We start from the raw sequence: 26712 nt of genomic DNA, 5'->3' as shown, positions 1-26712 counted from the left end.
CATGACGACAAAGCGACTGTTGCCCGTGCTCGGGCTGGGCCTGCTGTCCGCGTGCGCCACGGTGAAGAGCCAGCGCGTGCGCGGTGACTACGAGCAGGTGGACAAGCACCAGGTGAAGCGGCTGGTGGTGGTGACGCAACCCCTGCCGGACGGCAAGCCGGCGGTGGGTGAGCTGTGGAGCCTCATCGCCCGCCAGTGGGTGAACCAGAACCGCAACTACCTCGCGAAGAGCAACCTGGCGCTGCCCGAGCGGCCGGAGGACACGTCCTTCAAGGGCCTGTGCGTGGAGGGCATCGAGGGCGTGCTCTGGCTGGACCCGAACATCACGCTCAAGGGCGACGGCGCGGAGACCGAGGTGAAGGCGCGCCTCACCCGGTGCCGGGACGGTGAGGAGGTCTGGGCCGCGGAGGCCGCCGGGAGCTGGGGCTCCAGGGACGAGGACTACGAGCAGCGCGTGGCCCAGTACGTCCAGGAGCTGGGCGAGGAGGTGGCCCCCTACGTGGTGCCCACCGCCAAGCTGCTGTCCGCCACGCTGGGCACGCTGCCCAATCCCGAACTGAACGAAGCGGACACCGACGAGAAGATTGAGCTGGGCGAGTAGGCTCGTCCCTCGTGGACGAGAAGACCATTGCCCTGAGGCTGGCCGTGGCGGCGCTGCTGGGCGGCGTGCTGGGCCTGGAGCGTGAGGTGCGCGGGCAGGACGCCGGCCTGCGCACCCACATCCTCGTGTCCCTGGGGGCGTGCTGCTTCACGCTGGCCAGCGTCTACATCGAGGTGCTGCTGTCCACCTCTGACGCCCTCGAGGGGGCACGGGGGGACATCAGCCGCATCGCCAGCCAGGTGGTGGTGGGCATCGGCTTCCTGGGCGCGGGCGTGATTCTTCGCCACGGCGGGCAGGTGAAGGGGCTGACGACGGCGGCCAACCTGTGGCTCACCGCGTCCGTGGGGCTCGCGGCGGGCCTGGGCTTCTACGTGGCGGCCGGCGGCACCGTGGTCGTCGCCCTGCTGAGCCTCGTGGGGCTGCGCCCCCTGGAGCGCGCCATCGCCCGCTACCGCGAGAAGCGCGGCCTGACGGCGGACCGGGACGTGGCCGCGTCCCGAGACGACTCACGCGACGCCCGCTGAGCCGCCCCTTCGATGGGCGAGCGCCTTTGCTTGCCTGATAAATGCAACTCAGTTACATCTCAATCTCGAATCCCCATCGCACCGGCAGCACCCGGAGCAGCGCCATGCCCAAGGGCAACCGCCCCCACATCCCCCTCGTCCCCCCGGCGAATACCGGGAAGCTCCAGCTCGAGCAGGACGGCCCGCGCGTGTGCGCGCACGTCCTCTTCGAGGAGGGCAAGCCATGACGGCGCAGGTGCCTTCCGCGCGGCTGCCCGTCACCGTCCTCTCGGGCTTCCTCGGCGCGGGGAAGACCACCCTGCTCAACCATGTCCTCCACAACCGCGAGGGGCTGCGGGTGGCGGTCATCGTCAACGACATGAGCGAGGTGAACATCGACGCGAAGCTCGTGGGAGATGCCGCCGCGCTGAGCCGCGTGGACGAGAAGCTCGTGGAGCTGTCCAACGGCTGCATCTGCTGCACGCTGCGGGAGGACCTGCTGAAGGAGGTCGCCCGGCTCGCGCGGGAGGGACGGTTCGACTACCTCCTCATCGAGTCCACCGGCATCTCCGAGCCGCTGCCCGTGGCGGAGACCTTCACCTTCGCGGATGAGTCGGGCCAGGGGCTGTCGGACGTGGCCCGGCTGGACACCATGGTGACGGTGGTGGACGCCTTCAACTTCCTCAAGGACTGGGAGGCGGCGGATGGGCTCGCGGAGCGCGGGCTCGCGGCGGCGGAGGAGGACGAGCGCACGGTGGTGGACCTGCTGGTGGAGCAGGTCGAGTTCGCCGACGTGCTCGTGCTCAACAAGACGGACCTGGTCTCCGCGGAGGACGTGGCCCGGCTGCGCGAGGTGCTGCGCAAGCTCAACCCCGACGCGCACCTCGTCACCGCGGAGCGGGGGCGTGTTCCGCTGGAGGCGGTGTTGAACACCGGCCGCTTCGACTTCGAGCGGGCCCGCCGCGCTCCCGGCTGGCTCAAGGAGTTGCGGGGCGAGCACACGCCGGAGACGGAGGAGTACGGCATCCGCAGCTTCGTCTTCCGCGGCCGCGTCCCCTTCCACCCCGCGCGCCTGTGGCGCTTCATCCACGGAAGCTGGAAGGGCGTGCTGCGCTCCAAGGGCTTCTTCTGGCTCGCCACCCGGACGGACATCGCCGGCGTCTGGGCCCAGGCGGGTGGCGCGTGCAGCTTCGAGCCCGGCGGCCTGTGGTGGGACGCGGTGCCCCGCGCCGAGTGGCCGGACGACAGCGAGGCACGCGCCGAAATCGAGCGCGAGATGACGGGCCCGCATGGGGACCGGCGGCAGGAAATCGTCTTCATCACCCGGGACGCGGACCACGAGGAGATGGCCCGGCTGCTCGAGGCGTGCCTGCTGACCACCGAGGAGCTCGCGCGCGGACCCGAGCGGTGGAGCCGGCTCAAGGACCCGTTCCCCGAGTGGCGGCTCGTGCACACCGAGGACGCCGCCGCCAGCGAGGGAGGCGCCTGATACGGGCGCCGGACCCCGGTGCCTGCTTCCGTCCCTCGACGCGCGCTGAGCGGAGCGGCGCCCGGGTGGAGGCACCCCTTCACCCCACCTCCTCGGGCTCCAGGCCCCCCGTCAAATCATGGCGCATGGGCCGCTCGGGGCTGGCCACGGAACCCACGTTGATGCCCGGCAGGTCCGACAGGGACGCGCGCAGGTAGACGTCGTCCCCGTCGAGGTCCATCACGTCCGAGAAGGCCACCCGGTACTCACGCGTGAAGTAGGGCCCCTTCTCGATGAAGAAGCCCCCCGCGTCCACGGTGGTGATGGCGCCCAGCCGCTCACCGTCCCGGTCCCTCACCACCATGTCCCTCTGGATGTCCGCTGGATTGAACATGCTCGCTCCCGGCCGCGGCCGTATGCCCGTGCAAGGACAAGCTGGGCATGGGGAGCGGCACGCGGCATGCCCTGGAGGGAGGGTGGCCGGGGGAGCAAGCCCCAGCCTCCCTCCTCACCGGAAGGCGCGCGGCGTCAGCCCGTGGTGCGGTCCGACGGCGGGGGCCCCTCGCCCGAACCGGCGGACTCCGGCCGCTCCGGCTCCTGGGTGTCGCTGAAGCGGCGGTCCATCTCCGTGCGCACGAAGCGCTCGATTTCCTCCGCGGTGGTCAGCTCCATGGCGCCCTTCAGCAACTCCACGGCGTCCGCGCGGCTCACCCGGCGGATGAAGCGCTTCACCGCCGGAATCTGCCCCGACGTCATCGACAGCTCGTCGAAGCCGAGCGCCAGCAGCACCAGCGTGTGCAGCGGCTCCCCCGCCATCTCGCCGCACATGGACACCGGGATGTTCGCCGCCTTGCCCGCTTCGAGGATGTTCTGCAAGAGGCGCAGCACCGACAGGTGCAGGGGCCGGTAGAGGTAGGCCACCTCGCGATTCTGGCGGTCGATGGCCAGCGAGTACTGGATGAGGTCGTTGGTCCCCACCGAGAAGAAGTCGGCCTCCTGCGCCAGCCGGTCGGCAATCATGGCCGCGCTCGGCGTCTCCACCATGATGCCCACCGGGAAGCGCTTGCCCACGGGCACGCCCGCGCGGCCCAGCGCCGTGCGGCACGCCTCCAGCTCGCTGCGCGCCTCGCGCAATTCGCTGACGCCGCAGATGAGCGGGAACATCAGCCGCATGTTGCCGTGCACGCTGGCGCGCAGGAGCGCCCGCAGCTGCGTGCGGAACAGCTCCCGGTTGGACAGGCAGTAGCGGATGGCCCGCAGGCCCATGGCCGGGTTGGGCTCCTTCTCGTGCTTCGCCTTCCCCGGCACCTTGTCGCCGCCGAGGTCCAACGTGCGGATGGTGACGGGGCGCCCGCCCATGGCCTCCAGCACCTGCCGGTAGGCGCGGTAGTGCTCCTCCTCGGTGGGCGCCGTCTTCCGGTCCAGGAACATGAACTCGGTGCGGTACAGGCCAATGCCCTCCGCGCCGTGCGCCAGCAGGGAGGGGATTTCCTCCAGGAACTCCATGTTGCCGTTGAGCCGGATGCGGAAGCCGTCGGTGCTCACCGCCGGCAGGTCCTTCGTCATCAGCGCCAGCCGCTCGCTCTCCTGATAGCGGCGCTGCTCCTCCCGGAAGACGGTGAGCTGCTCGTCGGAGGGGTTGACGAGGACGACGCCCCGGGTGCCGTCCATGGCCACCAGGTCGCCCGGGGAAATCTGCTCGCTGGCCCTTCCGGCGCCCACCACCGCCGGCGTCTCGCGCGCCCGCGCGACAATCGCGGTGTGGCTCGTCTGGCCGCCCAGGTCCGTGACGAAGCCCGCCACCCGCCCGCTGCGCGCCATCAGGGCCGCGTCAGCGGGGGACAAATCATGCGCGACGACAATCGCCTCGGCGGGGACCTCCACCTCCTCGTCCACCACCTGCCCCATCAGGTTGCGGATGATGCGGTCCGCCACGTAGTCCACGTCCGAGCGGCGCTCTCGGAAGTACTCGTCGGGGATGTTGTCGAAGAGGTGCTTGATTTTGCGCGCCACCCGGCGCACGGCCCACTCGGCGTTGATGCGGTCGTCGACGATGAGCCGGTTGACCTCGTCCACGAGCATGGGGTCGTGGAGCATCAGCCGGTGCGCCTCGAGGATGAGGGCGTGGTCGCTGCCCTCGGTGCGCGTAATCTGGTCCTTCAGCTCGGCGAGCTGCCGGTCCGAGAGGTCGATGGCGGTCTTCATCCGCATCCGCTCGGGTTCGACCTCCGCCTCCGCCAGCCGCAGCTTGGGGGTGCGGATGCGCTTGCGGTCCAGGATGAAGGCGTGCCCCACCGCCACGCCGGGAGAGGCGCCAATGCCCAACAGCCTCAGGGTGGGGGTGGCCTGGCTGCTCACATTCCCTTCCTCTCCCTGACCGGGAGGTTTACCGCACTTCTTCCGTCATTCTCACCCGTCACTGCGCCTCGCCAAAACGGTCGGCGATGAGTTTCGCCAGCTCCTGGAGGCAGGACTCGGCGTCGTCCCCCTTGCAGATGAGCTTCACGATGGTGCCCTGGGCCGCCGCGAGCATGAGCACCCCCATGATGGACTTGGCATTGGCCCGCTGGCCCTGGGCCTCGATGATGACCTCGCTCTTGAAGCGGTTGGCCACCTTGACCATCTGGGCCGCGGCCCGGGCGTGCAGCCCCAGCGCGTTGATGATCTCGTATGTTCCCTCGGCCACGCTTGGCATCGCGACTCCCACCTCTCTTCTTAAAGGAACGCTCCCGCCGCGCAGGCCAGCCCCGCGACAAGGTAGAGCACCACGTAGTTCGGCACCCGACGGCTGACCAGCACGTAGGATGCCACCCCCAGGGCCAGACACCCGGCCGCCAGCAAGGGCGCATGGGCCCCACCGGCGTTGGCCCCGAAATTGACGGCCAGCCAGGCCGCCAGCCCGCCCGCGCACGCCGCCGCCACCGTCCGCAGCCGGGCCCCCCTCGCGGGGAGGTTGGCCCGGGCCACCGCCTCCACCAGCCGGTCCCCCAGCGTCAGGCCCAGCCAGTACAGCCGCACGCGCAACAGCACGTGCACCAGGTTGTAGAGCACCAGGAAGACGGGCACCGCCCACACGCCCAAGAGCGGCACCAGCGCCGCGCTCACCGCCCCCACCGCCGGCTTGAGGGACAGCCAGAAGAAGCCGTCGCCCAGCGCCGCCAGCGGCCCCATCAGCGCCGCCTTGAAGGCCACCACCTTGTCCGGCGACTCCTCTCCCCGGGAGATGCGCAGCTCGTGGTTGACCACGCCCCCGACGATGGCCGCGGCCACGTAGGGGTGGGTGTTGAAGAACACGAGGTGCCGGCGCACCGCCTCCTCGCGGGCGGGGCCCGCCGGGTAGAGGCGCTCCAGGGCGGGGAAGAGGGCGTAGGCCAGCCCCAGGTTCTGCATGCCCTTGGGGTTCCACGACGCCTGGAGGAAGAGCGAGCGCAGGAAGACGCGCAGCAGCACCCAGGCCGACAGCGGGCTGTCGGGCGGCGCGCTCACCGGTGCTCCTGGAGGAGGACGAAGACCACCGCCACCGTCACCGCCGCCGCGCCCAGCGCCGCGTAGAGGGGCGCGCGCCGGGCGTGGCTGCCCTGCGCGGCGATGGCCGCCGCCACCGAGGCCATGGCCGGCCAGGCCCAGGCCAGCCCGCGCACCACCGCGGGCGGCAGCGCCTCCAGGAGGGGCTCCACGAAGTAGCCCGCCAGCGCGCACAGGGACGTGAGGGCGCCGTACAGCACGAAGTGCGGCCACATGCCCCACAGATTCTGCCGCATGGCGCGGGTGAGGTTGCCGGCCTCCGCGGAGGACAGCGCCACCCGGGCCAGCCGCGCGGTGTAGCCCTCCAGGAGCCGGTCCCCCCTGCGGCCCACGCGCCCCAGGCCGATGAAGAGCAGCACCGCCAGGGACCAGATGGCGGGCGTGGAGCCGGCGCCGGTGGCGGCGGTGAGGGTGGCGGCGGCGGCGCTGGTGCCGGTGGCCGCCAGCGTGTCGTTCTCCGGCAGCGCGGCGCCCAGGTTGGCGGTGCCCAGGAAGAACAGCTCCAGGAGCAGGCCCACGGCCAGCCCGGAGGGCACGTCATTGAGCAGGGCCCCCATGACGGTGGAGGCCACGAGGGGCCGGGACAGCATGGCCTGGAGGAACGCCTTGCGCTCCAAGGCCACGAACCCGCCCCACAACCCCGCGAGCGCCACCTGGGTCCAGACGACGCTCACTCGCTCACCCGGCCTTCGCCCACCGCTCGGTGAGGTCCAGCAACTCCACGGGCTTCTCCGCGGGCACCGCGCGCGCCTCCACGCGCACGCCCTGCCCGGCGAGCTGCTGGAGCGCCTTCAGCTCCGCCTCCGCCAGGAAGACGGACGGGGACACCTGCCGGCGGCCGGTGCCGAAGTGCACGTTGCCCAGGTTGAGCTCCTCCAGGGCCAGCCCATGCGCGAAGGCGAAGGGCACGGCCGCCACGTCCCTCAGCAGGACGAGCGTGCGCACCCCGTCCTTGGAGAGGGCGGCGAAGTCCACCTGGGCCAGGGGGAGGATCTGCACCTCGATGGCGCTCTGGACGGCCAGGGCCATGGCCGCCCGGATGAGGGGGCTGGACGCAGCCTCGTCATCCGCGACGACGACCCGGGACACCTTGAGGAAGGGCAGCCAGGCCTCGACGACCTGACCATGGATGAGGCGGTTGTCGACGCGGACCAGGGTGATCACGACAGTCTCGAATCGCCGACCCGCGCGGGCCCGTCAAGTTCGCGGCTGCTGCTGGGCCTCGCGAAGCAGGGCGGATGCGCAGGTGATGTTGCGCTGGCCGTGGGAAGCCAGCTGGTTGGCCATCTCCGGAAGGGACATCTGCTCGTTGCGGAGCGAGTTCGCCTTGAGAAGCATGGGCAGGTTGACGCCGGCGAGGACCTCCAGGTTCATCCGCTGACACATCATCAGCGACTCCTTGCAGGGAGTGCCTCCGAACAGGTCGGCGAGGATGATGACACCTTCCCCCTCATCCACGCGCGACACCGCCTGCTTCATCTTCGCGCGAAGCTCCTCGACAGGAGTCCCCGGCTCGATGTTGCAGGTTGCCACCGCGGGAAGCTTTCCCACGATCTGCTCCGCGGTGGAGACCAGCTCCTCCGCTAGACGCCCGTGCGATGCGACGACGAGGCCGACCATGTCCGCGCTCCTGACCAACCCCCCGGTGGTTGCGTCCTACGCCTGAATGCCGCTCCGCGCAACCCCGGCGAAAGTTTCCGCCCTGTACCCCGGAATCAAGCTCCCACTTCTTGTCTCGAAAGGTAAGACGACCCTGGTTCCCATGCCCGAAATTTCGGCTCCGGCCGCGAACGGGGCTGTCGCCTGCCGGACGGGGGAGCGACTCCGTTCCCCCACACATCATCCGATGCTTTCAAGACGACCGCGATGCGCCGCGGTCGCGCCCACCCCCACCCGCCGCCCCACCGCCTGCACAGCAGGGAGCCAGGCACCCCCATTAAACGAACTGGCGCCGGAGCGATAGGCCCCAGGTGCATGGCACCTCGGAAACAGTATGCCCCACTCGCGGGCCCGAAGGGGATGGTGGCCAGGCGCCCCCGGGTCCTCGCTGACGCCCGCTGAATCGCGATTCAACTCGAGGCATCCAAGCGCCCGAACGCGCCGGAGGCACTCCCCGGAGCGGATGGAGGAGTCCATGGCGAAGGCGAAGCTGCTGAAGGAAGGCGATTCCGTTCCCGACATCACCCTGACGGGGGCGGGCAACCGTCCCGTCCGGCTGCGTGACCTGGTGGGGGGGAAGGTGCTGGTCGTCTACTTCTACCCGAAGGACGAGTCCCCCGGCTGCACCGCGCAGGCCTGCGGCCTGAGGGACCAGTACGAGGACTTCGTGGCCGCCGGAGCGGAGGTGGTGGGCATCAGCGGAGACTCGGTGGCGTCGCACGAGCGCTTCGCCTCCAAGCACCGCCTGCCCTTCGTGCTGCTCAGTGACGAGAAGGGCGAGGCCCGCGAGGCGTTCGGCGTGCCCCCTTCCCTGCTGGGCCTCATCCCCGGCCGCGTCACCTTCGTGGTGGACCGGGCGGGCGTCATCCGCCACACCTTCGAGTCGCAGCTTCGCGTCGGTGAGCACGTGCGGAGCGCGCTCGAGCTGGTGCGCACGCTCGCCGGTGAGGGCTCCGCGGCCCCGCGCACCTCCGTCGCGGAGTAGGCGCCGCGCGCGCGGGGAGGTTCTCCTACCGCATCACCTGGGGAATCTCCGCGAGCGGGGGGAAGCCCCAGCGCGCACGCTCCTCGTCCGGCACGCCCGGGTCCACCTGGTAGAGCTTCGCCTCCTTCGTGTTCGGGTCGATTTGATACTGGGTGCCGAAGCGCTGCGGGCGGCCCGCCATCATCAGCCAGCGGTCCCAGGCGGCGGCGGCAATCCACAGCCCCGCCGGGTGGCCGAGCTTCGCGGCCTCCGCGCCCATCCGCCGGGCCATGGCGTAGTCCTCCAGCGTGTTGCCGTGCTGGAAGACGAACGCGGCCGCCACGAAGTCTCCGCCGTTCTTCAGGGCGCCCGCGGCCACCAGTTCCTTCACGCGCAGGCGACGCTGTTCATCCCGCGCGGAGACCTCCTTCCATCCCTCCTTCGTGGCGGGCGGCGGTGAACGGTCCGCCTGGTCCTCCTGGTAGAGGCGCTGCAGCTCGGCATTCTCCGCGGCGTGAGGCTCCAGCATCGTGGGGATGCGCTGGACGAGCGCGGTGAAGGCCGGCTCGGACCGCAGCGACGCCAGGTCCGAGTCCTGCTGCATCCACTTCACGTTGCGGTAGCCGTGCTCGGCCGCGAGCGACAGCAGGCGCAGCGCCTCCTGCTTCTGCCCGAGCAGCGCCGCGGCACACGCGGCGGAGTACGCGGTGTTGCGGCCCGTGTTCCCCGCATCCAGGGCCTGCTTGTAGAGCGCCAGGGCCTCGGCGTGCTTCGACTCGTCCATCAGCTTGTCGGCGCGCTTCACCTCCTCCCAGGCCGGCACCGGCTTCCCGGGCGCGTCCATGTGCGGCAGCTCGGCGGCCGGGGCCTTCGCGGGCGATTCAGCACCGCTGGAGGTGGCGGGCGCCGGTGCGGCGGCGGGGGTGACGGGAGCCTCCGCGGGCGCCGGCGCGTGCGCGCAGGCTCCGGCGACGAGGAGCAGCAGGGCGGGAGTGAGCATTCGCATGGGGCAAACTCTACCCAGACTTCCAGAGAACCCACGAATGCCGGAGCCGCACGCGCGAATCCCACACGCGAACACGCGAGGCGGACACGATGTCCCGCGCTTGCGCCGGCACCACGCACGAATTGCGCGGGAGCGCACGCAACCCCGCGTCATGCCTGACTTTGGCCGGAGCGCGCCGGGTGGAAAGCGCGCTGGCCCGCGCCTTGCTCTAGCCACGAGTGCCTCGCAACACACGCGAGGCAGGGAGCGCATGGTCATGACGATTCAAGACGAGAGCCTGTTCGACGCGGTGGTCCTCAACCTCGGGCCGTTGATGGCCGCGCAGGTGCTGGGCCTGGCGATGCTGGTCGTCGCCTACGTGGCCCACTGAGGGACGACCCCAGGCGGCCTGGACTGCGGGACGCCCAGCTCGATATAAACAGGATAGCGCGACAGCCCTGCATTCTTTGAATCGGCTGCCGCGCTCCTGCAGCACTCCCCCTCGAGCTGAAAGGAAGTCCCGACATGAGCCTGAACCTTCGTGGTCGCCTCAATTGGTGGATGGGTGCACTCGCCAGCGTGTCGCTGCTGGGCGCGTGTGGAGCGCCGGACGAGCGAGCGGAGGACGCGCTCGAGTCGAACGAGGCCGTGCGGGACGCGGTCGCGGGGGATGTGGCGGTGAAGCTGTCGGTGGGCAAGTCGGCGATGGCCGCGCGTGACAACGTGCTGGTGACGGTGACGATGACGAACGTCTCGTCGCGCACGGTGCGCGTGCTCAAGTGGCACACGCCGGTGGACGGGCTGAAGGAGGACCTGTTCAAGGTCACCGCCGACGGCGTCGCGGCGGAGTACAACGGCCGCCACTACAAGTGGGCCACGCCGCAGGCGACGGACTACCTCAACCTCGCGCCGGGCGAGAGCGTGTCGAGCAAGGTGGACCTGGCGTCCGTCTATGACTTCTCGAAGACGGCCACCTACGACATCCGCTTCGACTCCGCGGGCCACCACGACGCCACGCATGACGGCGTGTCGCAGCTGAGCTCCGGCAGCGTGAGCGTGTTCGTCGAGGGCCGGCCCTTCGTCCACCCGGAGGCCGAGGCCGCCCCGGGCACCGTCACCGCCATGGCGCTGTCCACCGCGAACTGCTCCAGCACTCGCGTGACTTCCGTCACCACGGCGTTCAACTCCGCGAAGACCTACGCGAACAACGCGGTGACCTACCTGAGCGGCACGCCCAGCGCCACCTCGCGCTTCACCACCTGGTTCGGCACCTACAGCAGCACCAACTGGAACACCATCAAGACCCACTTCACGTCCATCAAGAGCGCCTTCGACACCAAGTCCGTCATCGTCGACTGCGGCTGCTCGGACAGCGCCTACGCGTACGTGTACAAGAACTCGCCCTACCGCATCTACGTGTGCAACGCGTTCTGGAGCGCGCCGAACACGGGCACGGACTCGCGCGCCGGCACGCTCATCCACGAGATGAGCCACTTCACGGTGGTGGCGGACACGGATGACTGGGCCTACGGCCAGAGCGCCGCCAAGAGCCTGGCGACGTCCAACCCCACCCGCGCCCGCGACAATGCGGACAGCCACGAGTACTTCGCGGAGAACACGCCGTCGCTGCCGTGACAGCCGCCCGGTGACATGATGTGACGTGGGAGACGGGGGCGGCGACGCCCCCGTTTTCTTTTCCAGCGGCGGCCGGACACCGGACGCCGCCCGAGAGCCGGAGTCCCATTCTCATGACACGTGGAAGGCTGAGCCGGGTCGCACTGCTGTGCCTGGGAGTACTGGGAGGCGGCGCGTGCGCGTCGCGCCCCGAGGGAACACCGCCGAAGGAGGAGCCCCGGCGGGAGGAGGCAGCCATGGCAACGACACTGGACTGTGCGCTGAGCGGCCCCGCGACGGTGAAGGCGGGTGAGCCGGTGGAGGTGGTCTTCCGGTTGAGCAATCCCACGTCGAAGCCGCTGTACGTGCTCGACTGGCACACGCCGCTGGAGGGGCTGCTCAACGACATCTTCGAGGTGACGCGCGACGGCACCGAGGTGCCCTACACGGGGCCGATGTTGAAGCGCGGCCCCCCGCAGGCGGACAACTACGTCACCGTCGCCCCGGGCGCGTCGGTGGAGGGCCGGGTGGAGGTCTCTCTCGCGTATGACCTGCGCCAGCCGGGGCGCTACCGCATCGCGTTCCGCAACCGGCTGATGGACGTCGCCACCGACAAGTCCGCGGTGCCGTCCGGCATGGGCGGGTTCCACGAGCTCCTCGTGCAGTGCCCCCCGCTGGAGACCGTCGTCACGCCGTGAGCCGCGGGGCGGGGAGCGCGGAACGTTCCTTCCGCGCTCCCCCTCGGCCCACCACCCGGTCAGTCCACCGGCAGCCACCAGGAGAGCTTCATGGCGAAGGTGTGGCTGCCGGGCGCGGAGAAGCTGTTGCCCAGCGCGGAGGCCTGCATCACCCGGCCCAGGGCGCGCTCGGTGGCGCGGTCCTGCTGCCACACGAGGTAGAGGGTGCTGCCCGGCCGGAACTCCCAGCGCACCACGAGGTTGCTGCGCAGCGAGCGGAGGTTGAAGTCCGGGTCGTCCACCTCGAAGGCCGCGCCCGAGGCGTCCACCAGCCGCAGCTTGCCGCCCTCGCGGGTGGTGTTCTCCTCGCCGTAGCGCAGCAGCTCGCGGCTCCGCGGCCGGGCCAGCTCGCCGAAGCGGTGGTACCGGCCGCTGGACGCGAAGGGCTCCGCGTACAGCTCCACGCTCAGGTCCGGGGTGACGAAGAAGTCCGCGCGCAGCCGGGCGGACAACTCCCGCCGGTCCACCGCGCCGAAGACGTAGCGCCGGCCGAACGTCTCCGGCCCGCCGCCCTCCACCGTGGCCACGTACTGCGGCTCCTCCGTGAAGCTCGACAGTCCCGGCTCCAGCGACAGGCGCAGCCGCCGCGTGGGCTGCACACCCAGGCTCCCGCCCAGCACGTAGCCGTGGCTGCCCGTCTCGTAGCGCCACGTCTTCGCGCTGAGGCTCCAGCGCGTCGTCGCGCTGAACGCATTCTCCAGCTCGGCGATGAAGTCCACCCCCTGCCCCGTCTGCATCAGCGGCCCGCCTCGCGTCAGCACGTCCGACAGCGCGCGCGGCAGGTACGTGGCCGTCAGCGAGCCCGTCCAGAAGTTGGGGAGGGTGCTGCTCGCCGTCGAGGACAGGGTGGTGGACTGCCTCACCCCGCCGTAGTTCCAGTTGTTGAGCAGCGCCAGCTCCACCTCGAACCCGCGCAGCCACGGCCCCGGCTCGGTGTCGCGGTACGTGAGGCCCAGCCTGGCCTCGAGGTCGTCCGCCGTCTGCAGGCTGCCCACGTCGTTGAGCTCGAAGCCGGGGGACTCCGCGGAGCCGCCCACGCTCCACAGCCACGTCTCACCGCTCACCCGCTCCAGCGACGCGCCCACGGTGTAGCCGGACAGCGACGTGGCCTCCGGGTCCACCCGCACGTAGGACTGGTCCGGCCGCTGGTAGTACCGCGCGCTGGAGCGCTGCAGCCGGAGCATGGCCTCGGGCGTGCCGCTCACGTGGCTGCCCCCCGCGTACGTGCTGAGCGCGTACTGGCCGCCCGGCCCCAGCCGGAAGGACGCGTCCGCGCTCGCCGAGTACGCCTGCCGGGGCAGGTTGAAGACGAGGCCCTCCTCCGGACCCGTGGGCGACACGCCCCGGTGCACGCCCGTCAGCATCGCCCCCACCACCGACGCACCGCCCAATTCCTGCTGCACGCGCACCACGCCGTAGCCGGTGAAGGGCTCCACCTTCACCCGCCCCTCCTCCGCCGTGTCGAAGTCGTAGACGTCCGCGAAGCTGTCACCGGTGACGGCCGCCAGCGCGCCCACCGACAGTCCCGAGGCCAGCCGGCCGGTGAGCTTCCCCGCCCCCCACAGCGTGCTGGCCCGGGGCGCCTCCACGAAGTCGCGCTGGGACTTCAAGTCTCCCAGCAGGCGCGGCGCGGCGCCGATGCGGCGCGAGTAGAAGTACGTGGGGCCCTGGCCGGTGAAGAGCTGGGCGCCCTCCGTGAAGAAGGGGCGGCGCTCCTCGAAGAAGGTCTCGAAGGCGGTCAGGTTCACCACCGCCGGGTCCGCCTCCAGCTGGCCGAAGTCCGGGTTCACCGTGGCGTCCAGCGTGAGGTTGGGCCCCAGGCCCACCTTGACGTCGCCGCCCACCCGGCCCGCCCAGTCGCGCCGCGAGTCATAGGGCGTGCCCGCGCGCGGGTTGCGCCCCGAGTCCACCTGCCAGTCCCCCGCCACGTACGGCAGCAATTCCAGCCGGCGCGAGGGCCGCACGCCCCGCACGCCCGTCAGCTCGCCGAACCAGGACGCCCAGCCGGTGACGTGGCGCGGCACCACCACCCAGAAGTCGTCCTCGTTGCGGCGCGGTATGTAGCGGTTGAGGTTCAGTCCCCACACCTGCTCGTCCGCGTCGTTGAAGCGAAGCTGGGAGAAGGGAATGCGCAGCTCCGCCACCCAGCCCTCTCCCGTCAGCCGGGTGCGCGCCTGCCACACAGGGTTGAAGGAGAAGTCCCTCGAGTACTCACCGTCCGACGGGTGGAACCAGTCCACGCGCTGGCCCGCGGCCGTCACCGCGAAGCTGTACGCGGTGCGCCTGTCCCTCCAGGTGTCGAGCGAGATGATGAGCCGCTCGGCCACGCCGCTCTCGTCCCGGCGCGTCATCACCGTCTCGATGTCGGCTGGCGAATCGCTGAACATCCGGGCGCCGACATAGAGGGCGTCCGAGTCATGGACGAATGCGACTTCCGTGCGCAGGGTGGCTGGGAGACCCTGGTCCGGTTCCTTCTGGACGAGGTCGGTGGTGAAGGTGGCCTGCGCCCAGGCCGCGTCGTCCAGCACGCCGTCCAGCACGGGCGGCTGCTCCACACGCACCGCCGACACGCTCCGGCGAGGCCCCGGCACCTGGGCGTGGGCCAGCGCACTCCCCAGGAGCAGCATGCAGAGACAGGACGGAACGACTCGGGGATACATGGGTGGGGCGCACCGTACACAGCCGCCCCCCGGAGTCACACGGCCCGATATCCCCGGGCCGCGCCAGCGCCCCCCGCATGCGGCGAGAAGTTCACGTTCCGTCCACCGGCCCGCCACGAGACTTCCCTACCTTCCGCCCGCTCTTCGGGAGGCCCCATGCGCATCGCGGTGATTTCGGACCTTCATCTCGGCCGCCGTGACGCGGCGGACCACTTCGGGCACGACGACTCCGTCTTCCTGCGCTTCTTGCGCTTCCTGGAGAGCAACTTCGAGCGCATCGTCCTGCTGGGCGACATCTTCGAGACGCTCACCCCGCGCGCGCCGTGGGGACATGCGTCCGAGCTGGCCGCGGCCCGCGCCTCGCACCCGGACATCGTCCAGCGCTTCGCCCAGCCCCAGTACCACTACATCCACGGCAACCATGACCTGGTGGCCGGCACGCTGCTGGGGGCACCCGAGCAGCTCGTGCTGGAGGCCGACGGGGTGAGGATGCTGTTCACCCATGGGCACCACCACGACTGGGTCATCCGCAAGGCGCGCTTCCTGTCGGAGGCGGCGGTGTGGGCCGGGGCGTGGCTGCGGCGGATGCGGCTGCGGGCGATGTTCCGCATGTTCCAGGCGCTGGACGCGCGGCTGACGAACGCGCTGCCGGACCCGGCGCGCTGCACCTTCCAGCGCTGGGCGCTGGCGCGCGCCCACGACAGCGGGGCCGACATCGTCGTCACCGGACACACCCACCTGGGCATGCGCGTGGAGCATGGCAGCCGGCTGTTCCTCAACAGTGGCACCTGCTCGGAGGGCCGGTTCTCCTTCCTCAGCCTGGACACCCACGCGGCGCGGTACTCGCTGCACACCACCTGGTAGGCCGCCCTCCGGGGCACCGGCCGCCCGGGGAGGAGGCAGGAGGGCCACCGCGGCGCGTGCAACGTGCTCCCACCCTGACGGGGAGAGGCTAGAATCGGCGGATGTTCAGGCGGCTCACCCAGGCCCTCCGCGTGCTGGCGCGACGCTCTCCGAGGCAGGGCGCCGGCCCGGGTGTGGAAACCCTCTGGGACACTCCGGCGGAGGCACCCGTGGAAGCGCCCGCGCGCCGGAAGTCCGCCGCCCGGCGGGCCTCGCCGCGCCCGGGCCGGCCGGTGCGCTACTTCGACCTACACGACGACTTCCGCGCCCCCGGCCGCCGCGAGCTGGGCGACCCCGTCTCCCTGGACCGGCGCAAGAAGGTGGACTCCGTCTGGCTGTTCACCTCCGGCGCCGCCGTGCACGGGCTGGGGAAGCTGCGGGCGGCCGTCCAGCCCCCGGGCCGCCCGCTCGACTTCTCCCTCGCGGGCGCCGGCCTCACGCCCATCGTCCACGCGCGGGTGGCGTCCATCTTCCGCGAGCTGGCGCCGGACGACGTGCAGCTCCTGCCCGTGGAGGTGGAGGACTGCGACGAGCGGTACTTCATCCTCGTCGCCACCCGGCTGGTGCGCTGCATCGACGAGCGCGCGTGCGCGGAGGCCCACCGGTACACGGAGGCGGACGGCCTGCCCGAGCGCGTGGGCCACTACCGCACCGTGCGCGGCCTGCGAATCGACCCCGAGAAGACGGACGGCGCGCGGGTGTTCCGCTCCTGGGGATGGCCGGTGAGCCTCATCGTCTCCGAGGGCATCAAGGAGGCGCTGGAGCACGCCGGCATCACCGGGGCCCGCTTCGCCGAGGTGACGGGGCCCACCCCTGGCAAGCACCGGCGAAAATCAGGAACCAAGAAACCGAGAAAGATGCGCCGATAGACTGCCTCCCCCCCCCCTCCCGCTGGCCGCGTTGTGTCGCCACCCGGTTGCAAACTTGAGGGGTAGGGAAAACGCCGATAACTTCCGCGTTTTCCAACAAATCCTTGAGGCGGTCGTTGGACATGGTGAACACGTCATTGCCGGCTCCCTCGGAAGAGAGTTCGTTCGGCAAGTACAGGCTTGTCCAACAACTCGCGTCCGGTGGAATGGCCCACCTCTTCCTGGCCTCCATCGACGGGCCGGACGGGTTCTCCAAGCCGTGCGTCATCAAGCGCGTGCTGCCGGAGTACGCGAACCTGGAGGCCTTCAGCCGGATGTTCGTGGACGAGGCGAAGGTGGCGGCGCTGCTGACGCACCCGAACATCGTCCAGGTCTTCGACTTCGGGAAGATTGAAGGCCAGTACTACCTGGCGATGGAGTGGATTCAGGGCCAGTCGCTGGACAGGCTCCTGCGCCAGGCCGTGAAGCTGGCGTACCCGCTGGGGCCCCGGGTGGCGGTGGAGGTGGGGCTCGCGCTGGCGGACGCGCTCGCCTACGCGCACACGAAGACGCTGCCGGACGGGACGCCGCTGAAGCTGGTGCACCGGGACATCACCCCCGGCAACGTGCTGGTGTCGCGCGAGGGCATCGTCAAGCTGGCGGACTTCGGCATCGTGAAGAGCTCCGTCAACATGGAGCGCACCGTCGTCGGCGTGGTGAAGGGGAAGTACCCGTACATGTCCCCGGAGCAGATAACCAACCGGGAGCTGGACCACCGCTCGGACCTGTTCTCGCTGGGCATCGTCCTGTTCGAGACGGCCACCGGACGCCGGCTGTTCAAGCGGGACACGGTGGAGGCGACGGTGATGGCCACGTCGCAGGCGCAGGTGCCGCTGCCGTCCGAGGTGGTGCCGGGCTTCCCCGCCGAGCTGGAGCGCATCCTCCTGCGGCTGCTCGCGAAGGACCCCGACGCGCGCTACCCGAGCGCGCGCGAGCTGCGCGAGGACCTGGAGCGCTTCCGCGCGTCGCAGGGCTGGACGCCCGGGGGCCACGAGCTGGCCACGGCGATGAAGACGCTGTTCCCTCCTGACAAGTCCGGGCAGATGCCCACGGCGCTGCCGGCGCTCGGCTCGTCGGCCTCCGGGAGCGCGTCCAGCAGCAGCCGCACGCCGGGCAGCGCCGGCAGCGTGAAGGTCCCGCCACCGCCCGAGGAGGGCACGGCGGCGGCCACGCGGGCGATGAGCTCCATCTCCGTCGTCCCCGTCCAGGAAGAGAGCTTCCCCTGGGGCATCGCGCTGGCCGCCGGCGCCGCGGCCGTCGGCAGCGCCCTGTTCTGGTACTTCGCCGCCTGAGCGGCCCCCGCGACCCGCCTGACGCGGGAGTGAGACGCAGATGAAACAGAAGACCTGGATTGCCGTCATCCTGCTGGGAACCGTGGCCGCCAATGGCGTGGCCTTCGTCGTGATGAAGGGGCGCCGAGGCGCGGACGCCAGCGCCCCCACGGCCGTGACGGCCGAGCCTTCACGCACGCCCCCGGCGACCGTGGCGTCCGTCACGCCCCCGCCGCCGGCCGCGCCGCAGGCGCCTCCCGAGGAGGACGCGAACGCGGGCCTCGCGCGGGCCCGGCGGGCCGCGGGACTGGCCGCGCTGGAGGACCGCGACTACGAGACGGCCGTGGCCGAGTTCACCGAGGCGCTGCGGCTACGCCGGGACGACAAGGGCGACCTGGTGGAGCTGCTGCGCATCGCGGCGGAGCTGCGGACCCGCGAGCAGGAGCGCACGCGCGCCGACCGGACGCAGCCCACGCGTGAGCCCGCCCCCGCCCCGGTCCGCGAGACGAAGGCGAAGGCGAAGCCCACCCGGGTGGCCTCGCGCACCCCGGCACGGGAGGAGCCCGCGGCCGCCGCGGAGCCGCGCAACGGCCTGCTGCTGGTGACGTCAACGCCTCCAGGGCTGACGGTGCTGGTGGATGGAAAGACGGTGGACCTCACGCCCGCGCGAATCCCGCTGCGCGCGGGCACGTACCGCGTGGCGCTCGCGCAGGGTGAGCGCAAGCTGGCCGAGGAGTCGGTGGAGCTGGGCGAGGACGACGTCCGCTCCCTCAACCGCGACCTCACCGCCGAGCTGGCGCCGCAGGCCCCCCGCCCCGCGGCCACGCCGGCACCCGCCACGGCGGCGGCGCCGGCCCCCACGAGTCCCGCCGCGGAAGCAGCCGCGCAGCCGGCGGCGCGCACCGAGCCACCCGCCGTGGCGAAGAGCGCGAGCACGGGCCGGGGCGGCCTGGACGTCACGTCGCCCGCCCTCTACGGCGAGGTGTGGATCAACAACCGGCCCTATGGCTTCCCCCCCGTGAAGGCCGAGGGACTCCCGGCGGGCCCCGCCCGCGTGGAGGTCCGCGTCAACGGCGTGGTGAAGCGGAAGATGACCGTCGAAGTCGAACCGGACCGCCTCACCGCCGTCCGCGTCCGCTGAAGCGCCCCACAGCCTCCCTTTTCGCTCCATTCCACTACACCGTGAGCGGTGGCCGTGGCGGCCACCGCTCCACCTCGAATGAGGTCGATATGAGCACCCGCCGTCGTTGGCCCCGCGGTTTCGTCGCACTCTCCGTCTTCCTGTCCACGAGCCCCGTCCTCGCCCAGTCCGAGCCCGTGGAGCCCACCGGAGCCGAGCCGCCCGCGAGCGAGGACGCGTCCGCGCAGGCCACCGAGGAGCCGGAGGTCCACAGCCAGGTGGCGTCCTTCGCCGTCACCCGGTTGCAGGAGTCACCCGCTGTCGTCACCGCGATGAACGCGGACGAGATTCGCGCCTCCGGCGCGAGGGACTTGATGGACCTGCTCCTCCAGATTCCGGGCTTCTTCTTCGGGGTGGACGTGCAGGGCTCGGTGGGCCCCGGCTTCCGCGGCCTGTGGGGCTACGAGGGCAAGGTGCTGCTCGTCATCGACGGCAAGGAGATGAACGAGCAGCTCTACTCGACGATGCAGCTCGGCAACGAGTTCCCCATCGAGCTCATCGAGCGCGTGGAGGTGGTGCGCGGCCCGGGCTCGGTCGTCTACGGCGGCAACGCGGAGCTGGCCGTCATCAACGTCATCACCCGCGGAATCCAGGGCAGCACGGACCTGCTGGTGGCGGGCACCTACGGCGAGCTGGAGACGGTCAACGGGCGGCGCAGCCTGACGCTCTCCGGGCGCAAGGTGTTCGAGTCCGCGCCGGGGCTGAGCGTCTTCGGCTCGGCCTCGCTGGGCCAGGGCCAGCGCAGCGACAGCGAGTTCCGCGACTTCTTCGGCAACTCGGCGGAGATGGGCGGGCAGAGCCGGCTGGACCCGATGACGGTGCAGGCGGGCGTGGGCTACAAGGATTTGCAGCTCAGCTTCCTGTACCAGCGCAACGTCACGTCCAGCATCGTCGCCTTCGACGAGGTGCTGTCCGCGCCGGCCCCCACGGAGTTCGAGTCCTTCCACGCGGAGCTGAGCAACCGCTTCCGGGCGGGAGAGCGGCTGGAGGTGGTGACCCGCGCCAACCTCACGCTGTCGGAGCCGTTCCAGGACGCGGACCGTGAGTCGCCCTTCTATTACGAGAAGCAGGTGCGCCGCCTGCGCGGGCGCGCCCTGGCGCGCTGGGCGGCGCTGGACTTCCTCCAGCTCACCGGCGGCGTGGACATCATGTCCGACGTGGGCCAGCTCAACGGCCCGGCGGACATCGGCCTGCAGACGGCCTTCGGTGAGGAGGGCGCCGAGCGCGTCTCGTACGTGAACCTGGCCGGGTTCATGGAGGCGTACCTGGACAACCCCATCGCCACGCTGGTGGCCGGCGCGCGCGTGGAGAACCACAGCGACTTCGGCGGCTCCTTCGTGCCGCGGCTGGTGCTGCTGCGCTCGTTCGGGCCGTTCAGCGCCAAGGCGCTCTTCAGCCGCGCGTTCCGCGCGCCCGGCATCGAGAACATCAGCCTGGGCGACAACGTCCGGCCGGAGCGCACCACCGTCTTCGAGCTGGAGGGCACGCTGCGGCTGGGCGAGGGCCACTCGGTGAGCGCGAACGCCTTCGACATGGGCGTGACGGACCCCATCATCTACTCCTACGACGCGGTGTCGAACACGGAGGCCTACCGGAACCTGGGGCGCCTGGGCAGCCGCGGCCTCGAGCTGGACTACCACCTGAAGGGGAGCTGGGGGCGCGTGGCGCTCAACTACTCCTTCTACACGCCGTCCGGCCGCAACGACGTGGAGGACTACCAGGTGCCCGGGCACTCCAACTCCTTCATCGGGATGCCCACGCACAAGGCAGCGCTGTCGGGCAGCGTGAAGGTGCTGCCGTGGCTCTCCCTCAATCCCACCGCCGTCCTCGTGGGCAAGCGCTACGCGGTGGATGTGCCGGATGACGCGGGAGTCGCCGCCGTGCAGGAGCAGCCCACGCAGCTGCTCTTCAACCTCTTCGTGAGCGCCAGGGACGTGGGCACGCCCGGATTCGAGCTGGGCGCGGGCATCTACAACCTGACGGGTACGGACTTCCGCATCGCCCAGCCCTACAACGGCGGCCACGCCCCGCTTCCCGTGTTCTCCCGGGAGTTCCTGGTGCGTGCCACCTACCTGTTCGACCCCGCGAGCCAGGTGCAATAACCCCGCGCACTTGAGGTGCGCCTGAAGTGCGCCCCGGGGGTGGGACAACCTGCGTGCGACAAGCCGGATAATGGATGTGTCTGGCTGAAAAACGCACCTCAGGAGCCCACACCCCATGCGCGTCGATGGTTCTTCCCGGTCCTCCAAGGCCCAATCCTCCGAGAGCTCGGGAGACGTCCAGAAGTCCCGAGGCTCCGAGCGCAACGAAGTCCGCGAGGAGCAGGCGCCCCATTCCACGGGCCATGACGAGTCCTCCCACTACGAGGAGGAGGACTCGTCGTCCCCGGCGCCGAAGCTCCAGCCGCCGCCCCCGCCTCCTCCGCCGGAGCCGCCCCCGGAGGAGCCCCGGCCGGTTCCGAAGAAGGACCTGAAGCGCGGCGACACCGGCGAGGACGTGGCGCGGCTCCAGGAGTCGCTGGTGGAGCTGGGCTACATGACGAAGGAGCAGGTGGCCACGGGGCCGGGCACGTTCGGCCCGCAGACCGAGGCGGCCCTCCAGAAGTTCCAGCAGGAGCATGGCGTCACCGCCAACGGCCGGTACGAGACCGGCACCCGCGAGGCGCTGTCCCAGGCGCTGACGCACTCCGCGCGGGCGGGCGGTGGGACGCGGGGCTCCGCCATGTCCGCGGAGGAGGCGTTCATCACCCAGTTCACCTCCGAGTACAACCCGAACGGGCCTCGCGGGAGCACCAACTGCGGCCCCGCCAGCCTCGCCATGTCCCTGGCGTACACGGGGCACATGCCGCCGGGGCTGACGAAGGAGCAGCAGGTGGACCATGCGCGCGCGCTGATGAGCCCGCGCCGCGCGTCGGAGTTCACCTACGTGACGGCGTCGGACGGCTCGCGCGTGCCGATGCTGAACCGCGACCATGAGCTGACCGGCGGCACCATGGTGGCGGACGGCATCAAGGGCGCGGGCCTCACGTCGCGCTACGGGCAGGGCTGGGAGGCCCTGGACAAGCAGCTCGCCGCGGGCAACCCCGTCATCGCCAACGGCGCCACCCACGCGGCCTGGCGCTCGCAGTTCCCCGAGCGCATGGGCTCGGGTGACATCGGCCACCTCAACGCCATCCTCGGCAAGACGGCGGACGGCAAGTACCTGGTGGCGGACCCGCTGCACACCGGCGGCCCGGTGGCGATGACGCGCCAGCAGCTCAGCGTCTTCTTCTCGCCCACCGGCGGCCAGCCGTCCTTCAACGCCCTGGAGGGCGCCTCGCGTGGCGCCGGTACGGGCGGCTCGGGCGCGGCGGCCTCCACGCCCCAGCTTCCCGCGCCCGTCAGCACGCAGACGCGGGCCGTGTCCGGCACCCAGGGCGCGGCGGGCACGGACGTCGTGGCGAAGGCCCAGGCGGATGCCCAGGCCCTGGCGACGACGCTCCAGACGAGCCTGCCGGGCGCCGCGAAGCAGTTCGAGGAGCTCATCCGGAACAACCCGGACCCGGCCTACCAGGAGGCGCTCGTCAAGGCCGCGGAGCCGTCCCTGGCGAAGATGGGCGAGCTGTTCGGCGGCCTGTCGCCCGAGGCCCAGCGCGAGCTGAACCCGCCGCCGCCCGCGAAGAAGCCCGACCTCAGTGACCCGGAGGTGCTCAAGCGGCTGGGGGGCCCGGAGACCACCCGCAAGCACGAGACCTACCGGAGCCTGGCGGCCGCGGCGGAGCTGATGAAGGACCCGGCCGCGGGCATGGTGGGCTCGGCCTTCGCGAGCAAGATGCCGCCCGGCATCACCCAGGGGCCGCTGCTCACCGCGGTGGCCCACGCCATCGACTCCGGGCTCGGCTCGCGGCTCGCGTTCGACATCGAGAGCACGCTCGCGCGGCCCCAGATGGGCCCGCCCGGCTCCACGCACACGTACGCGGCGGACCTCCCCCGGCTGCATGAGACCCTCTGGCGCTCCGTCGACAAGATTCGCGCGGACTTCAGCGTCGCCGCGCAGAAGGCGGAGGCGCACCAGAAGAAGCTCACCGAGCTGCTCAGTGAGCCGTCGCGGATGCTGACGGAGGAGCAGAAGCAGGCCGCCATCGACGCCTTCATGAACGCCGACGAGAACGGGGACGGAAAGCCCGACCGCGCCGGCGACATGGCGGAGTTCGAGCGGCTCAGCCAGCTGCTCTCCAAGGCCGCGCCGGACGGAGTCCCGGCCAACGCCCAGGACCCGCGCGCGGTGGCGCTGGCCCGCGAGCTGCCGCGGATGGCCGAGTCGGAGTCGGGCGCCGAGTACCTCGCCCGGCAGCTCGAGGCCAAGGGCGAGGGAAGGCCCGTCTTCTTCGACGTGGCCTCCCAGCTCAAGGACGGCAAGGACTTCAACGAGAAGCTCGCCGTCGCGCTGGTCAAGGCCGCGGGCCGCGAGGCCATCAAGGCCGCCAGCGTCCGGGACGTGGACACGGCGAAGGACATCTACGAGGGCCTGGCGCGGTACTCCCACCTGTTCGGGATGAAGCCGGATGACATGCGGGCGTTCACGTCCGTCCTGCAGACGCTCAAGCCCAACATGCCTCCGGAGCAGTACCGGCGGAACATGGAGCCGCTGAAGAAGCTGCTGACGGACCAGGAGGCGGGGCTGCTTGGCAGGCCCGACTCCATCGGCGGCCAGGCGCTGCGGGGCCTGGGTGTCACCATCGCCGCCGCGGCGTTCATCGGGGATGCCGGGGAGTGGTCGCAGGCGGACGTGGCCGCCCGGATGAAGATTGTCGGCGACGGCCTGAGCGTGGGCGCGGACGGCGCGGCCTACCTCACCGACATGCTCGTCAAGGGCTCGTCCGCGGCCAAGGCGCTGGGGAAGCTGTCCGCCGTCGGTGCCGTGGTGGGCGCGGTGGGCGACGCCATGCAGGGCTTCCAGGCGGTGCAGGAGGGCAAGTACTTCAGCGCCGCCGCCTCGGGAGCGCAGGCGGTCGGCGGCGCCATCCTCGCCGCGTCCGCCTTCACCAGCGTGACGCCCGGCCTCCAGCTCCTCGGCGCCGGCCTGTTCGTGGGCGGCCTCATCGTGAAGTTCCTGGACCCGGACCGGCTCGTCCTGCGCGGGCAGCAGGTGGACCTGCTCGAGAAGAGCGGCCTGGACCGGCAGACGGCCGAGGGCATCGTCTACTTCGGCTCCGAGTACCTCCAGGAGACGCTGGGCAAGGGCGCGGGCATGTCGGTGGAGAACATCCAGCGGTTCGTCGGCTCCCACCCGGAAATCGCCGGCAACAAGGGCGCCGTCAACACCCTCGCCAAGGCGGCGGAGGCGTACGGGATGACGGGGCCCAACTTCGAGGAGTTCGTCGAGCGCCTGTCTCGGTCCCACAACGGCGGGGAGGACCTGAGCCTGATGGCCGACCAGCTCAACATCCTGTTCTTCAACCACCCGGGCAACGTGGACGCCAACGGCCGCTACATCACCCCGGAGCAGCAGTTCCGCGACTGGGTGAAGGCCGGCCATCCCGAGGTCGACGCGTGGGCCCAGGAGATGCAGCGGCAGGCGCGCGGGGACTGACGCGGCGCCAGCGCTCCCCACCCTTCATGCGGTGAGGCCGCTCCCCGGCACCTCGCCGCCGAGCGGTGACGCCTCCAGGCGCTGGCCCCGTGCCCGCGCCTGGAGGACGAGCAGCACGTAGCCCACCCCCATCCAGCACAGCTCGCGCGCCCGCTTGAGCAGGACGAAGGCCGCCACCGCGTGCAGCGCGTCCGGCCCTCCCGGGCCCGCGAGGAACGCGGCATAACCCGCGTCCTGCACACCCAGGCCCGCGGGGATGAAGAAGACGAGCGCGCGCAGCACGGACATCACCGCCTCCAGCGCCACCGCGTCGCCGAAGGTGACGTCGAAGCCCAGCAGGCGCAGCAGCAGGTACGCCTCCACCGACTCCGCCAGCCACATGCCCAGGTAGAGCAACGCGGGCGCCACCAGCCGGCCCGGCACCAGCACGCGGCCCAGCGCGCCGTCCGCCCGGTCGAGGTCCACTCGCCGGCGCTCCACCCACCCTCGCACCGCCGCGTGGGGCAGCCGAAGGAGCCACCGTCCCAGCCGCCCCGCCAGGCCTCCCGCCATCACCCACCCGGAGCCGAGCGCGACACACGCGAGCACCACCGCCACGCCGGCCACCGCCCACGGCAGCACGCCACCGCCGGGCGCTCGCGCGGAGCTCCGGGAGAGAAAGGACGCCCCCAGCGCCAGCCCCACCGCGAGGTAGAGGCCATGGCCCAGGAGGATGAGCACCTTGCGCACCGCGATGACGCTGACGCCCTCGCTCAGGGGCACGCCGCAGCGTGAGCGCAGGAGCACGGGCTTCATCGTCTCCGCCAGCAGCGCCCCCGCCGGGAGGCTGAGGGCGAGCGACTCGGCGCCCGCGCGGAGGCAGAAGAGCTTCCACGCCTCCGCCCGCCGGCCCATGGCCGCCAGCAGCCGGCTCCACGCGTGGCCGTCCAGCGCCAGCGAGACGCCGTAGGGCACGAAGGCCAGCAGCACCACCGGCCCCAGCCGCGCCACCTCCGCCCAGGCCCGCCCCAGGTCCGCGTCCCGGAAGGTGGGGTAGAGACAGCCCGCCGCGACGGCGAGGCCCAGCGCGTACAGCCGCTTCGCATTCGCCCGGCGGCGGGTGTCCGCTTCGCACGCCGGCCGCGACACGCCGGCTTCGAGGAGCCCTCTTCCGTGAGTCATGCGCGGGCACCCTAGAGAGCCCACGTGACGCTCCGGCCGCGCCTTCATGGCGGCGCGTGACATCTCCATGCCGCCCGCGACAACACCACGCGCGAGCCGCCTCGCCGGGCGCGGGCACCCGTCAGGCCCTCCGCGGAATTTCCCGGGCGCTTTTCACCTGAAGTCGCACACGCAAGCCTCGATATTCACTGCGATTCCGGGAGGAAATGCGGGAAAATGTAGGCCAAAGGCAACTCAAGACCTTCATGTACGACAATGGATTTGTGGGTTGGAGTTCAGCCCCCATTCAACCACCCCTCCTCTTCACCTCCCCGGAGCAAGTCATGAGCGCCATCTCCAAGCTGTCGTCGGGTCCGTCGCTGGCCTCCTTCCGTTCCATCGGCTCGGACTTCAAGTCGCCCGAGGTGGGCAAGCTCCCGGGCCAGGAGACGGCGGACAACGCGCTGAAGGCGCTCAGCCAGAACCCCATCCTCCGCTCGCTCCTGGGCGAGAGCGCCTTCGAGGGCGTGTCCGGCACGAGCAAGGCGGAGAAGGCCAACGCGACCCAGCAGGCCAGGCCGGAGGAGGCGCTGGCGAAGATTCTCGACACCCTCAAGCAGCTGCTGAGCGTGCTGAAGACGCTGGCCGGCGAGAAGGCCGGTGAGGCCGGCGCGGGCGGCGAGACGGCGCAGGCCGGTAATGCCGAGGGCGCGGCTCCCGCGGGTGGCGCGGCTCCCGCGGGTGGCGCCCAGGGTGCGGCTCCGGCGGGCGGTGCCGAGGGCGCGGCCCCTGCCGGTGGCCCGCAGGAGGCGGGTGCGGCCGAGGGCACGGCCCCGGCTGGCGCCGCCGAGGAGGAGGAGGAGAAGGACCCCCTCAAGAAGCTGCTCAAGGCGCTGGAGAAGATCGTGGAGACGCTGAGCCAGCTCGTGCAGGCGCTGGGCGCGCAGGGCGGCACCACCCCGGCCACCACCGGCGGCACCTCCACCACGCAGCCCGTCGCCGCGGCCTGAGCAGCTCCGTCGT

At 71.2% G+C, this 26712-nt stretch carries 24 protein-coding genes; 14 read left to right on the top strand and 10 right to left on the bottom strand.

Annotation, left to right across the window (positions count from 1 at the left end; genetic code table 11):
• Position 1: 1 nt before the first annotated feature.
• The 4 genes from K8638_RS07025 (at position 2) to zigA (ending at position 2593) form a co-directional block, all read left to right on the top strand.
• The gene (locus K8638_RS07025; RefSeq protein WP_223753645.1) at positions 2–601 is read left to right on the top strand and encodes an MXAN_6521/LA_1396 family lipoprotein; all 600 of its coding nucleotides are present in this window, start codon (positions 2–4) and stop codon (positions 599–601) included.
• An 11-nt stretch (positions 602–612) separates the two neighbouring features.
• Positions 613–1125, top strand: a complete 513-nt coding sequence (locus K8638_RS07020; RefSeq protein WP_223753644.1) for an MgtC/SapB family protein — start codon at positions 613–615, stop codon at positions 1123–1125.
• A 104-nt stretch (positions 1126–1229) separates the two neighbouring features.
• Complete coding sequence (locus K8638_RS44500) at positions 1230–1352, top strand: hypothetical protein (protein ID WP_255662461.1); 123 nt, start codon at positions 1230–1232, stop codon at positions 1350–1352.
• The gene (gene zigA / locus K8638_RS07015; RefSeq protein ID WP_223753643.1) at positions 1349–2593 is read left to right on the top strand and encodes a zinc metallochaperone GTPase ZigA; all 1245 of its coding nucleotides are present in this window, start codon (positions 1349–1351) and stop codon (positions 2591–2593) included. The genes K8638_RS44500 and zigA overlap by 4 nt, the downstream gene beginning before the upstream one ends.
• Before the next feature lie 79 nt (positions 2594–2672).
• Here the strand turns inward: zigA and K8638_RS07010 are convergent, their stop codons facing one another.
• The 7 genes from K8638_RS07010 to K8638_RS06980 form a co-directional block, all read right to left on the bottom strand.
• A complete protein-coding gene (locus K8638_RS07010; protein ID WP_223753642.1) occupies positions 2673–2966 on the bottom strand; it encodes a hypothetical protein in 294 nt (97 codons plus the stop codon).
• 134 nt (positions 2967–3100) lie between these two features.
• Complete coding sequence (gene ptsP / locus K8638_RS07005) at positions 3101–4930, bottom strand: phosphoenolpyruvate--protein phosphotransferase (protein ID WP_223753641.1); 1830 nt, start codon at positions 4928–4930, stop codon at positions 3101–3103.
• 58 nt (positions 4931–4988) lie between these two features.
• Positions 4989–5267, bottom strand: coding sequence for an HPr family phosphocarrier protein (locus tag K8638_RS07000; RefSeq protein ID WP_223753640.1), 279 nt, complete (start codon positions 5265–5267; stop codon positions 4989–4991).
• A gap of 20 nt (positions 5268–5287) precedes the next feature.
• Positions 5288–6058 (bottom strand): PTS system mannose/fructose/sorbose family transporter subunit IID, encoded by a 771-nt coding sequence (locus K8638_RS06995; RefSeq protein WP_223753639.1) that lies wholly within the window; start codon positions 6056–6058, stop codon positions 5288–5290.
• Complete coding sequence (locus K8638_RS06990; protein ID WP_223753638.1) at positions 6055–6771, bottom strand: PTS sugar transporter subunit IIC; 717 nt, start codon at positions 6769–6771, stop codon at positions 6055–6057. The genes K8638_RS06995 and K8638_RS06990 overlap by 4 nt, the downstream gene beginning before the upstream one ends.
• A gap of 4 nt (positions 6772–6775) precedes the next feature.
• Positions 6776–7261: a PTS sugar transporter subunit IIB gene (locus tag K8638_RS06985; RefSeq protein WP_223753637.1), complete on the bottom strand. Its 486-nt coding sequence runs from the start codon at positions 7259–7261 to the stop codon at positions 6776–6778.
• A gap of 33 nt (positions 7262–7294) precedes the next feature.
• The gene (locus K8638_RS06980) at positions 7295–7717 is read right to left on the bottom strand and encodes a PTS sugar transporter subunit IIA (protein ID WP_206724425.1); all 423 of its coding nucleotides are present in this window, start codon (positions 7715–7717) and stop codon (positions 7295–7297) included.
• Between the two features lie 514 nt (positions 7718–8231).
• On the opposite strand from K8638_RS06980, the gene K8638_RS06975 reads away from it, so the two are divergent.
• Positions 8232–8741: a peroxiredoxin gene (locus K8638_RS06975; RefSeq protein WP_223753636.1), complete on the top strand. Its 510-nt coding sequence runs from the start codon at positions 8232–8234 to the stop codon at positions 8739–8741.
• A 25-nt stretch (positions 8742–8766) separates the two neighbouring features.
• Here the strand turns inward: K8638_RS06975 and K8638_RS06970 are convergent, their stop codons facing one another.
• Positions 8767–9726, bottom strand: a complete 960-nt coding sequence (locus tag K8638_RS06970) for a hypothetical protein (RefSeq protein ID WP_223753635.1) — start codon at positions 9724–9726, stop codon at positions 8767–8769.
• A 504-nt stretch (positions 9727–10230) separates the two neighbouring features.
• On the opposite strand from K8638_RS06970, the gene K8638_RS06965 reads away from it, so the two are divergent.
• Both K8638_RS06965 and K8638_RS06960 read left to right on the top strand, forming a co-directional pair.
• Positions 10231–11340, top strand: a complete 1110-nt coding sequence (locus K8638_RS06965; protein WP_223753634.1) for a M35 family metallo-endopeptidase — start codon at positions 10231–10233, stop codon at positions 11338–11340.
• Between the two features lie 236 nt (positions 11341–11576).
• Positions 11577–12017, top strand: a complete 441-nt coding sequence (locus K8638_RS06960; RefSeq protein WP_223753633.1) for a protease — start codon at positions 11577–11579, stop codon at positions 12015–12017.
• 59 nt (positions 12018–12076) lie between these two features.
• Here the strand turns inward: K8638_RS06960 and K8638_RS06955 are convergent, their stop codons facing one another.
• Positions 12077–14716 carry a DUF5916 domain-containing protein gene (locus K8638_RS06955; RefSeq protein ID WP_223753632.1) on the bottom strand — a complete coding sequence of 880 codons (2640 nt, stop codon included), beginning with the start codon at positions 14714–14716 and terminating at the stop codon, positions 12077–12079.
• Between the two features lie 156 nt (positions 14717–14872).
• Between K8638_RS06955 and K8638_RS06950 the strand changes: the two genes are divergently transcribed.
• The 6 genes from K8638_RS06950 to K8638_RS06925 all read left to right on the top strand — a co-directional run bounded on the left by K8638_RS06950 (position 14873) and on the right by K8638_RS06925 (position 24549).
• Positions 14873–15580: a metallophosphoesterase family protein gene (locus K8638_RS06950; protein WP_223753631.1), complete on the top strand. Its 708-nt coding sequence runs from the start codon at positions 14873–14875 to the stop codon at positions 15578–15580.
• Positions 15581–15789: 209 nt separating this feature from the next.
• Positions 15790–16488 carry an imm11 family protein gene (locus K8638_RS06945; protein WP_223753630.1) on the top strand — a complete coding sequence of 233 codons (699 nt, stop codon included), beginning with the start codon at positions 15790–15792 and terminating at the stop codon, positions 16486–16488.
• A gap of 206 nt (positions 16489–16694) precedes the next feature.
• Positions 16695–17819, top strand: coding sequence for a serine/threonine-protein kinase (locus tag K8638_RS06940; RefSeq protein WP_255662456.1), 1125 nt, complete (start codon positions 16695–16697; stop codon positions 17817–17819).
• A gap of 40 nt (positions 17820–17859) precedes the next feature.
• Positions 17860–18939, top strand: a complete 1080-nt coding sequence (locus tag K8638_RS06935; protein ID WP_223753628.1) for a PEGA domain-containing protein — start codon at positions 17860–17862, stop codon at positions 18937–18939.
• Between the two features lie 89 nt (positions 18940–19028).
• Positions 19029–21080, top strand: coding sequence for a TonB-dependent siderophore receptor (locus K8638_RS06930; protein ID WP_223753627.1), 2052 nt, complete (start codon positions 19029–19031; stop codon positions 21078–21080).
• 115 nt (positions 21081–21195) lie between these two features.
• Positions 21196–24549, top strand: a complete 3354-nt coding sequence (locus tag K8638_RS06925; RefSeq protein ID WP_223753626.1) for a peptidoglycan-binding protein — start codon at positions 21196–21198, stop codon at positions 24547–24549.
• 24 nt (positions 24550–24573) lie between these two features.
• Here K8638_RS06925 and K8638_RS06920 read toward each other — a convergent pair whose 3' ends face one another.
• The gene (locus K8638_RS06920; RefSeq protein ID WP_223753625.1) at positions 24574–25710 is read right to left on the bottom strand and encodes a lysylphosphatidylglycerol synthase transmembrane domain-containing protein; all 1137 of its coding nucleotides are present in this window, start codon (positions 25708–25710) and stop codon (positions 24574–24576) included.
• Between the two features lie 323 nt (positions 25711–26033).
• On the opposite strand from K8638_RS06920, the gene K8638_RS06915 reads away from it, so the two are divergent.
• A complete protein-coding gene (locus K8638_RS06915; protein ID WP_223753624.1) occupies positions 26034–26699 on the top strand; it encodes a hypothetical protein in 666 nt (221 codons plus the stop codon).
• Positions 26700–26712: the final 13 nt, after the last annotated feature.

The organism is Myxococcus sp. RHSTA-1-4 (assembly GCF_020037125.1).
Classification (GTDB): domain Bacteria; phylum Myxococcota; class Myxococcia; order Myxococcales; family Myxococcaceae; genus Myxococcus.
This window is presented reverse-complemented; position numbering and strand designations above follow the sequence as displayed.

Excerpts from the sequence above, each read along its gene's own strand:
- zigA (WP_223753643.1), top strand. The coding sequence starts at position 1,349 with ATGACGGCGCAGGTGCCTTCCGCGCGGCTGCCCGTCACCGTCCTCTCG.
- K8638_RS07010 (WP_223753642.1), bottom strand. The coding sequence starts at position 2,966 with ATGTTCAATCCAGCGGACATCCAGAGGGACATGGTGGTGAGGGACCGG.
- K8638_RS06960 (WP_223753633.1), top strand. The coding sequence starts at position 11,577 with ATGGCAACGACACTGGACTGTGCGCTGAGCGGCCCCGCGACGGTGAAG.
- K8638_RS06920 (WP_223753625.1), bottom strand. The coding sequence starts at position 25,710 with ATGACTCACGGAAGAGGGCTCCTCGAAGCCGGCGTGTCGCGGCCGGCG.
- K8638_RS06975 (WP_223753636.1), top strand. The coding sequence starts at position 8,232 with ATGGCGAAGGCGAAGCTGCTGAAGGAAGGCGATTCCGTTCCCGACATC.
- K8638_RS06950 (WP_223753631.1), top strand. The coding sequence starts at position 14,873 with ATGCGCATCGCGGTGATTTCGGACCTTCATCTCGGCCGCCGTGACGCG.
- K8638_RS06970 (WP_223753635.1), bottom strand. The coding sequence starts at position 9,726 with ATGCGAATGCTCACTCCCGCCCTGCTGCTCCTCGTCGCCGGAGCCTGC.
- K8638_RS44500 (WP_255662461.1), top strand. The coding sequence starts at position 1,230 with ATGCCCAAGGGCAACCGCCCCCACATCCCCCTCGTCCCCCCGGCGAAT.
- K8638_RS06965 (WP_223753634.1), top strand. The coding sequence starts at position 10,231 with ATGAGCCTGAACCTTCGTGGTCGCCTCAATTGGTGGATGGGTGCACTC.
- K8638_RS07000 (WP_223753640.1), bottom strand. The coding sequence starts at position 5,267 with ATGCCAAGCGTGGCCGAGGGAACATACGAGATCATCAACGCGCTGGGG.
- K8638_RS06930 (WP_223753627.1), top strand. The coding sequence starts at position 19,029 with ATGAGCACCCGCCGTCGTTGGCCCCGCGGTTTCGTCGCACTCTCCGTC.
- K8638_RS06925 (WP_223753626.1), top strand. The coding sequence starts at position 21,196 with ATGCGCGTCGATGGTTCTTCCCGGTCCTCCAAGGCCCAATCCTCCGAG.
- K8638_RS06955 (WP_223753632.1), bottom strand. The coding sequence starts at position 14,716 with ATGTATCCCCGAGTCGTTCCGTCCTGTCTCTGCATGCTGCTCCTGGGG.
- K8638_RS06980 (WP_206724425.1), bottom strand. The coding sequence starts at position 7,717 with ATGGTCGGCCTCGTCGTCGCATCGCACGGGCGTCTAGCGGAGGAGCTG.
- K8638_RS06935 (WP_223753628.1), top strand. The coding sequence starts at position 17,860 with ATGAAACAGAAGACCTGGATTGCCGTCATCCTGCTGGGAACCGTGGCC.
- K8638_RS06915 (WP_223753624.1), top strand. The coding sequence starts at position 26,034 with ATGAGCGCCATCTCCAAGCTGTCGTCGGGTCCGTCGCTGGCCTCCTTC.
- K8638_RS07025 (WP_223753645.1), top strand. The coding sequence starts at position 2 with ATGACGACAAAGCGACTGTTGCCCGTGCTCGGGCTGGGCCTGCTGTCC.
- K8638_RS06940 (WP_255662456.1), top strand. The coding sequence starts at position 16,695 with ATGGCCCACCTCTTCCTGGCCTCCATCGACGGGCCGGACGGGTTCTCC.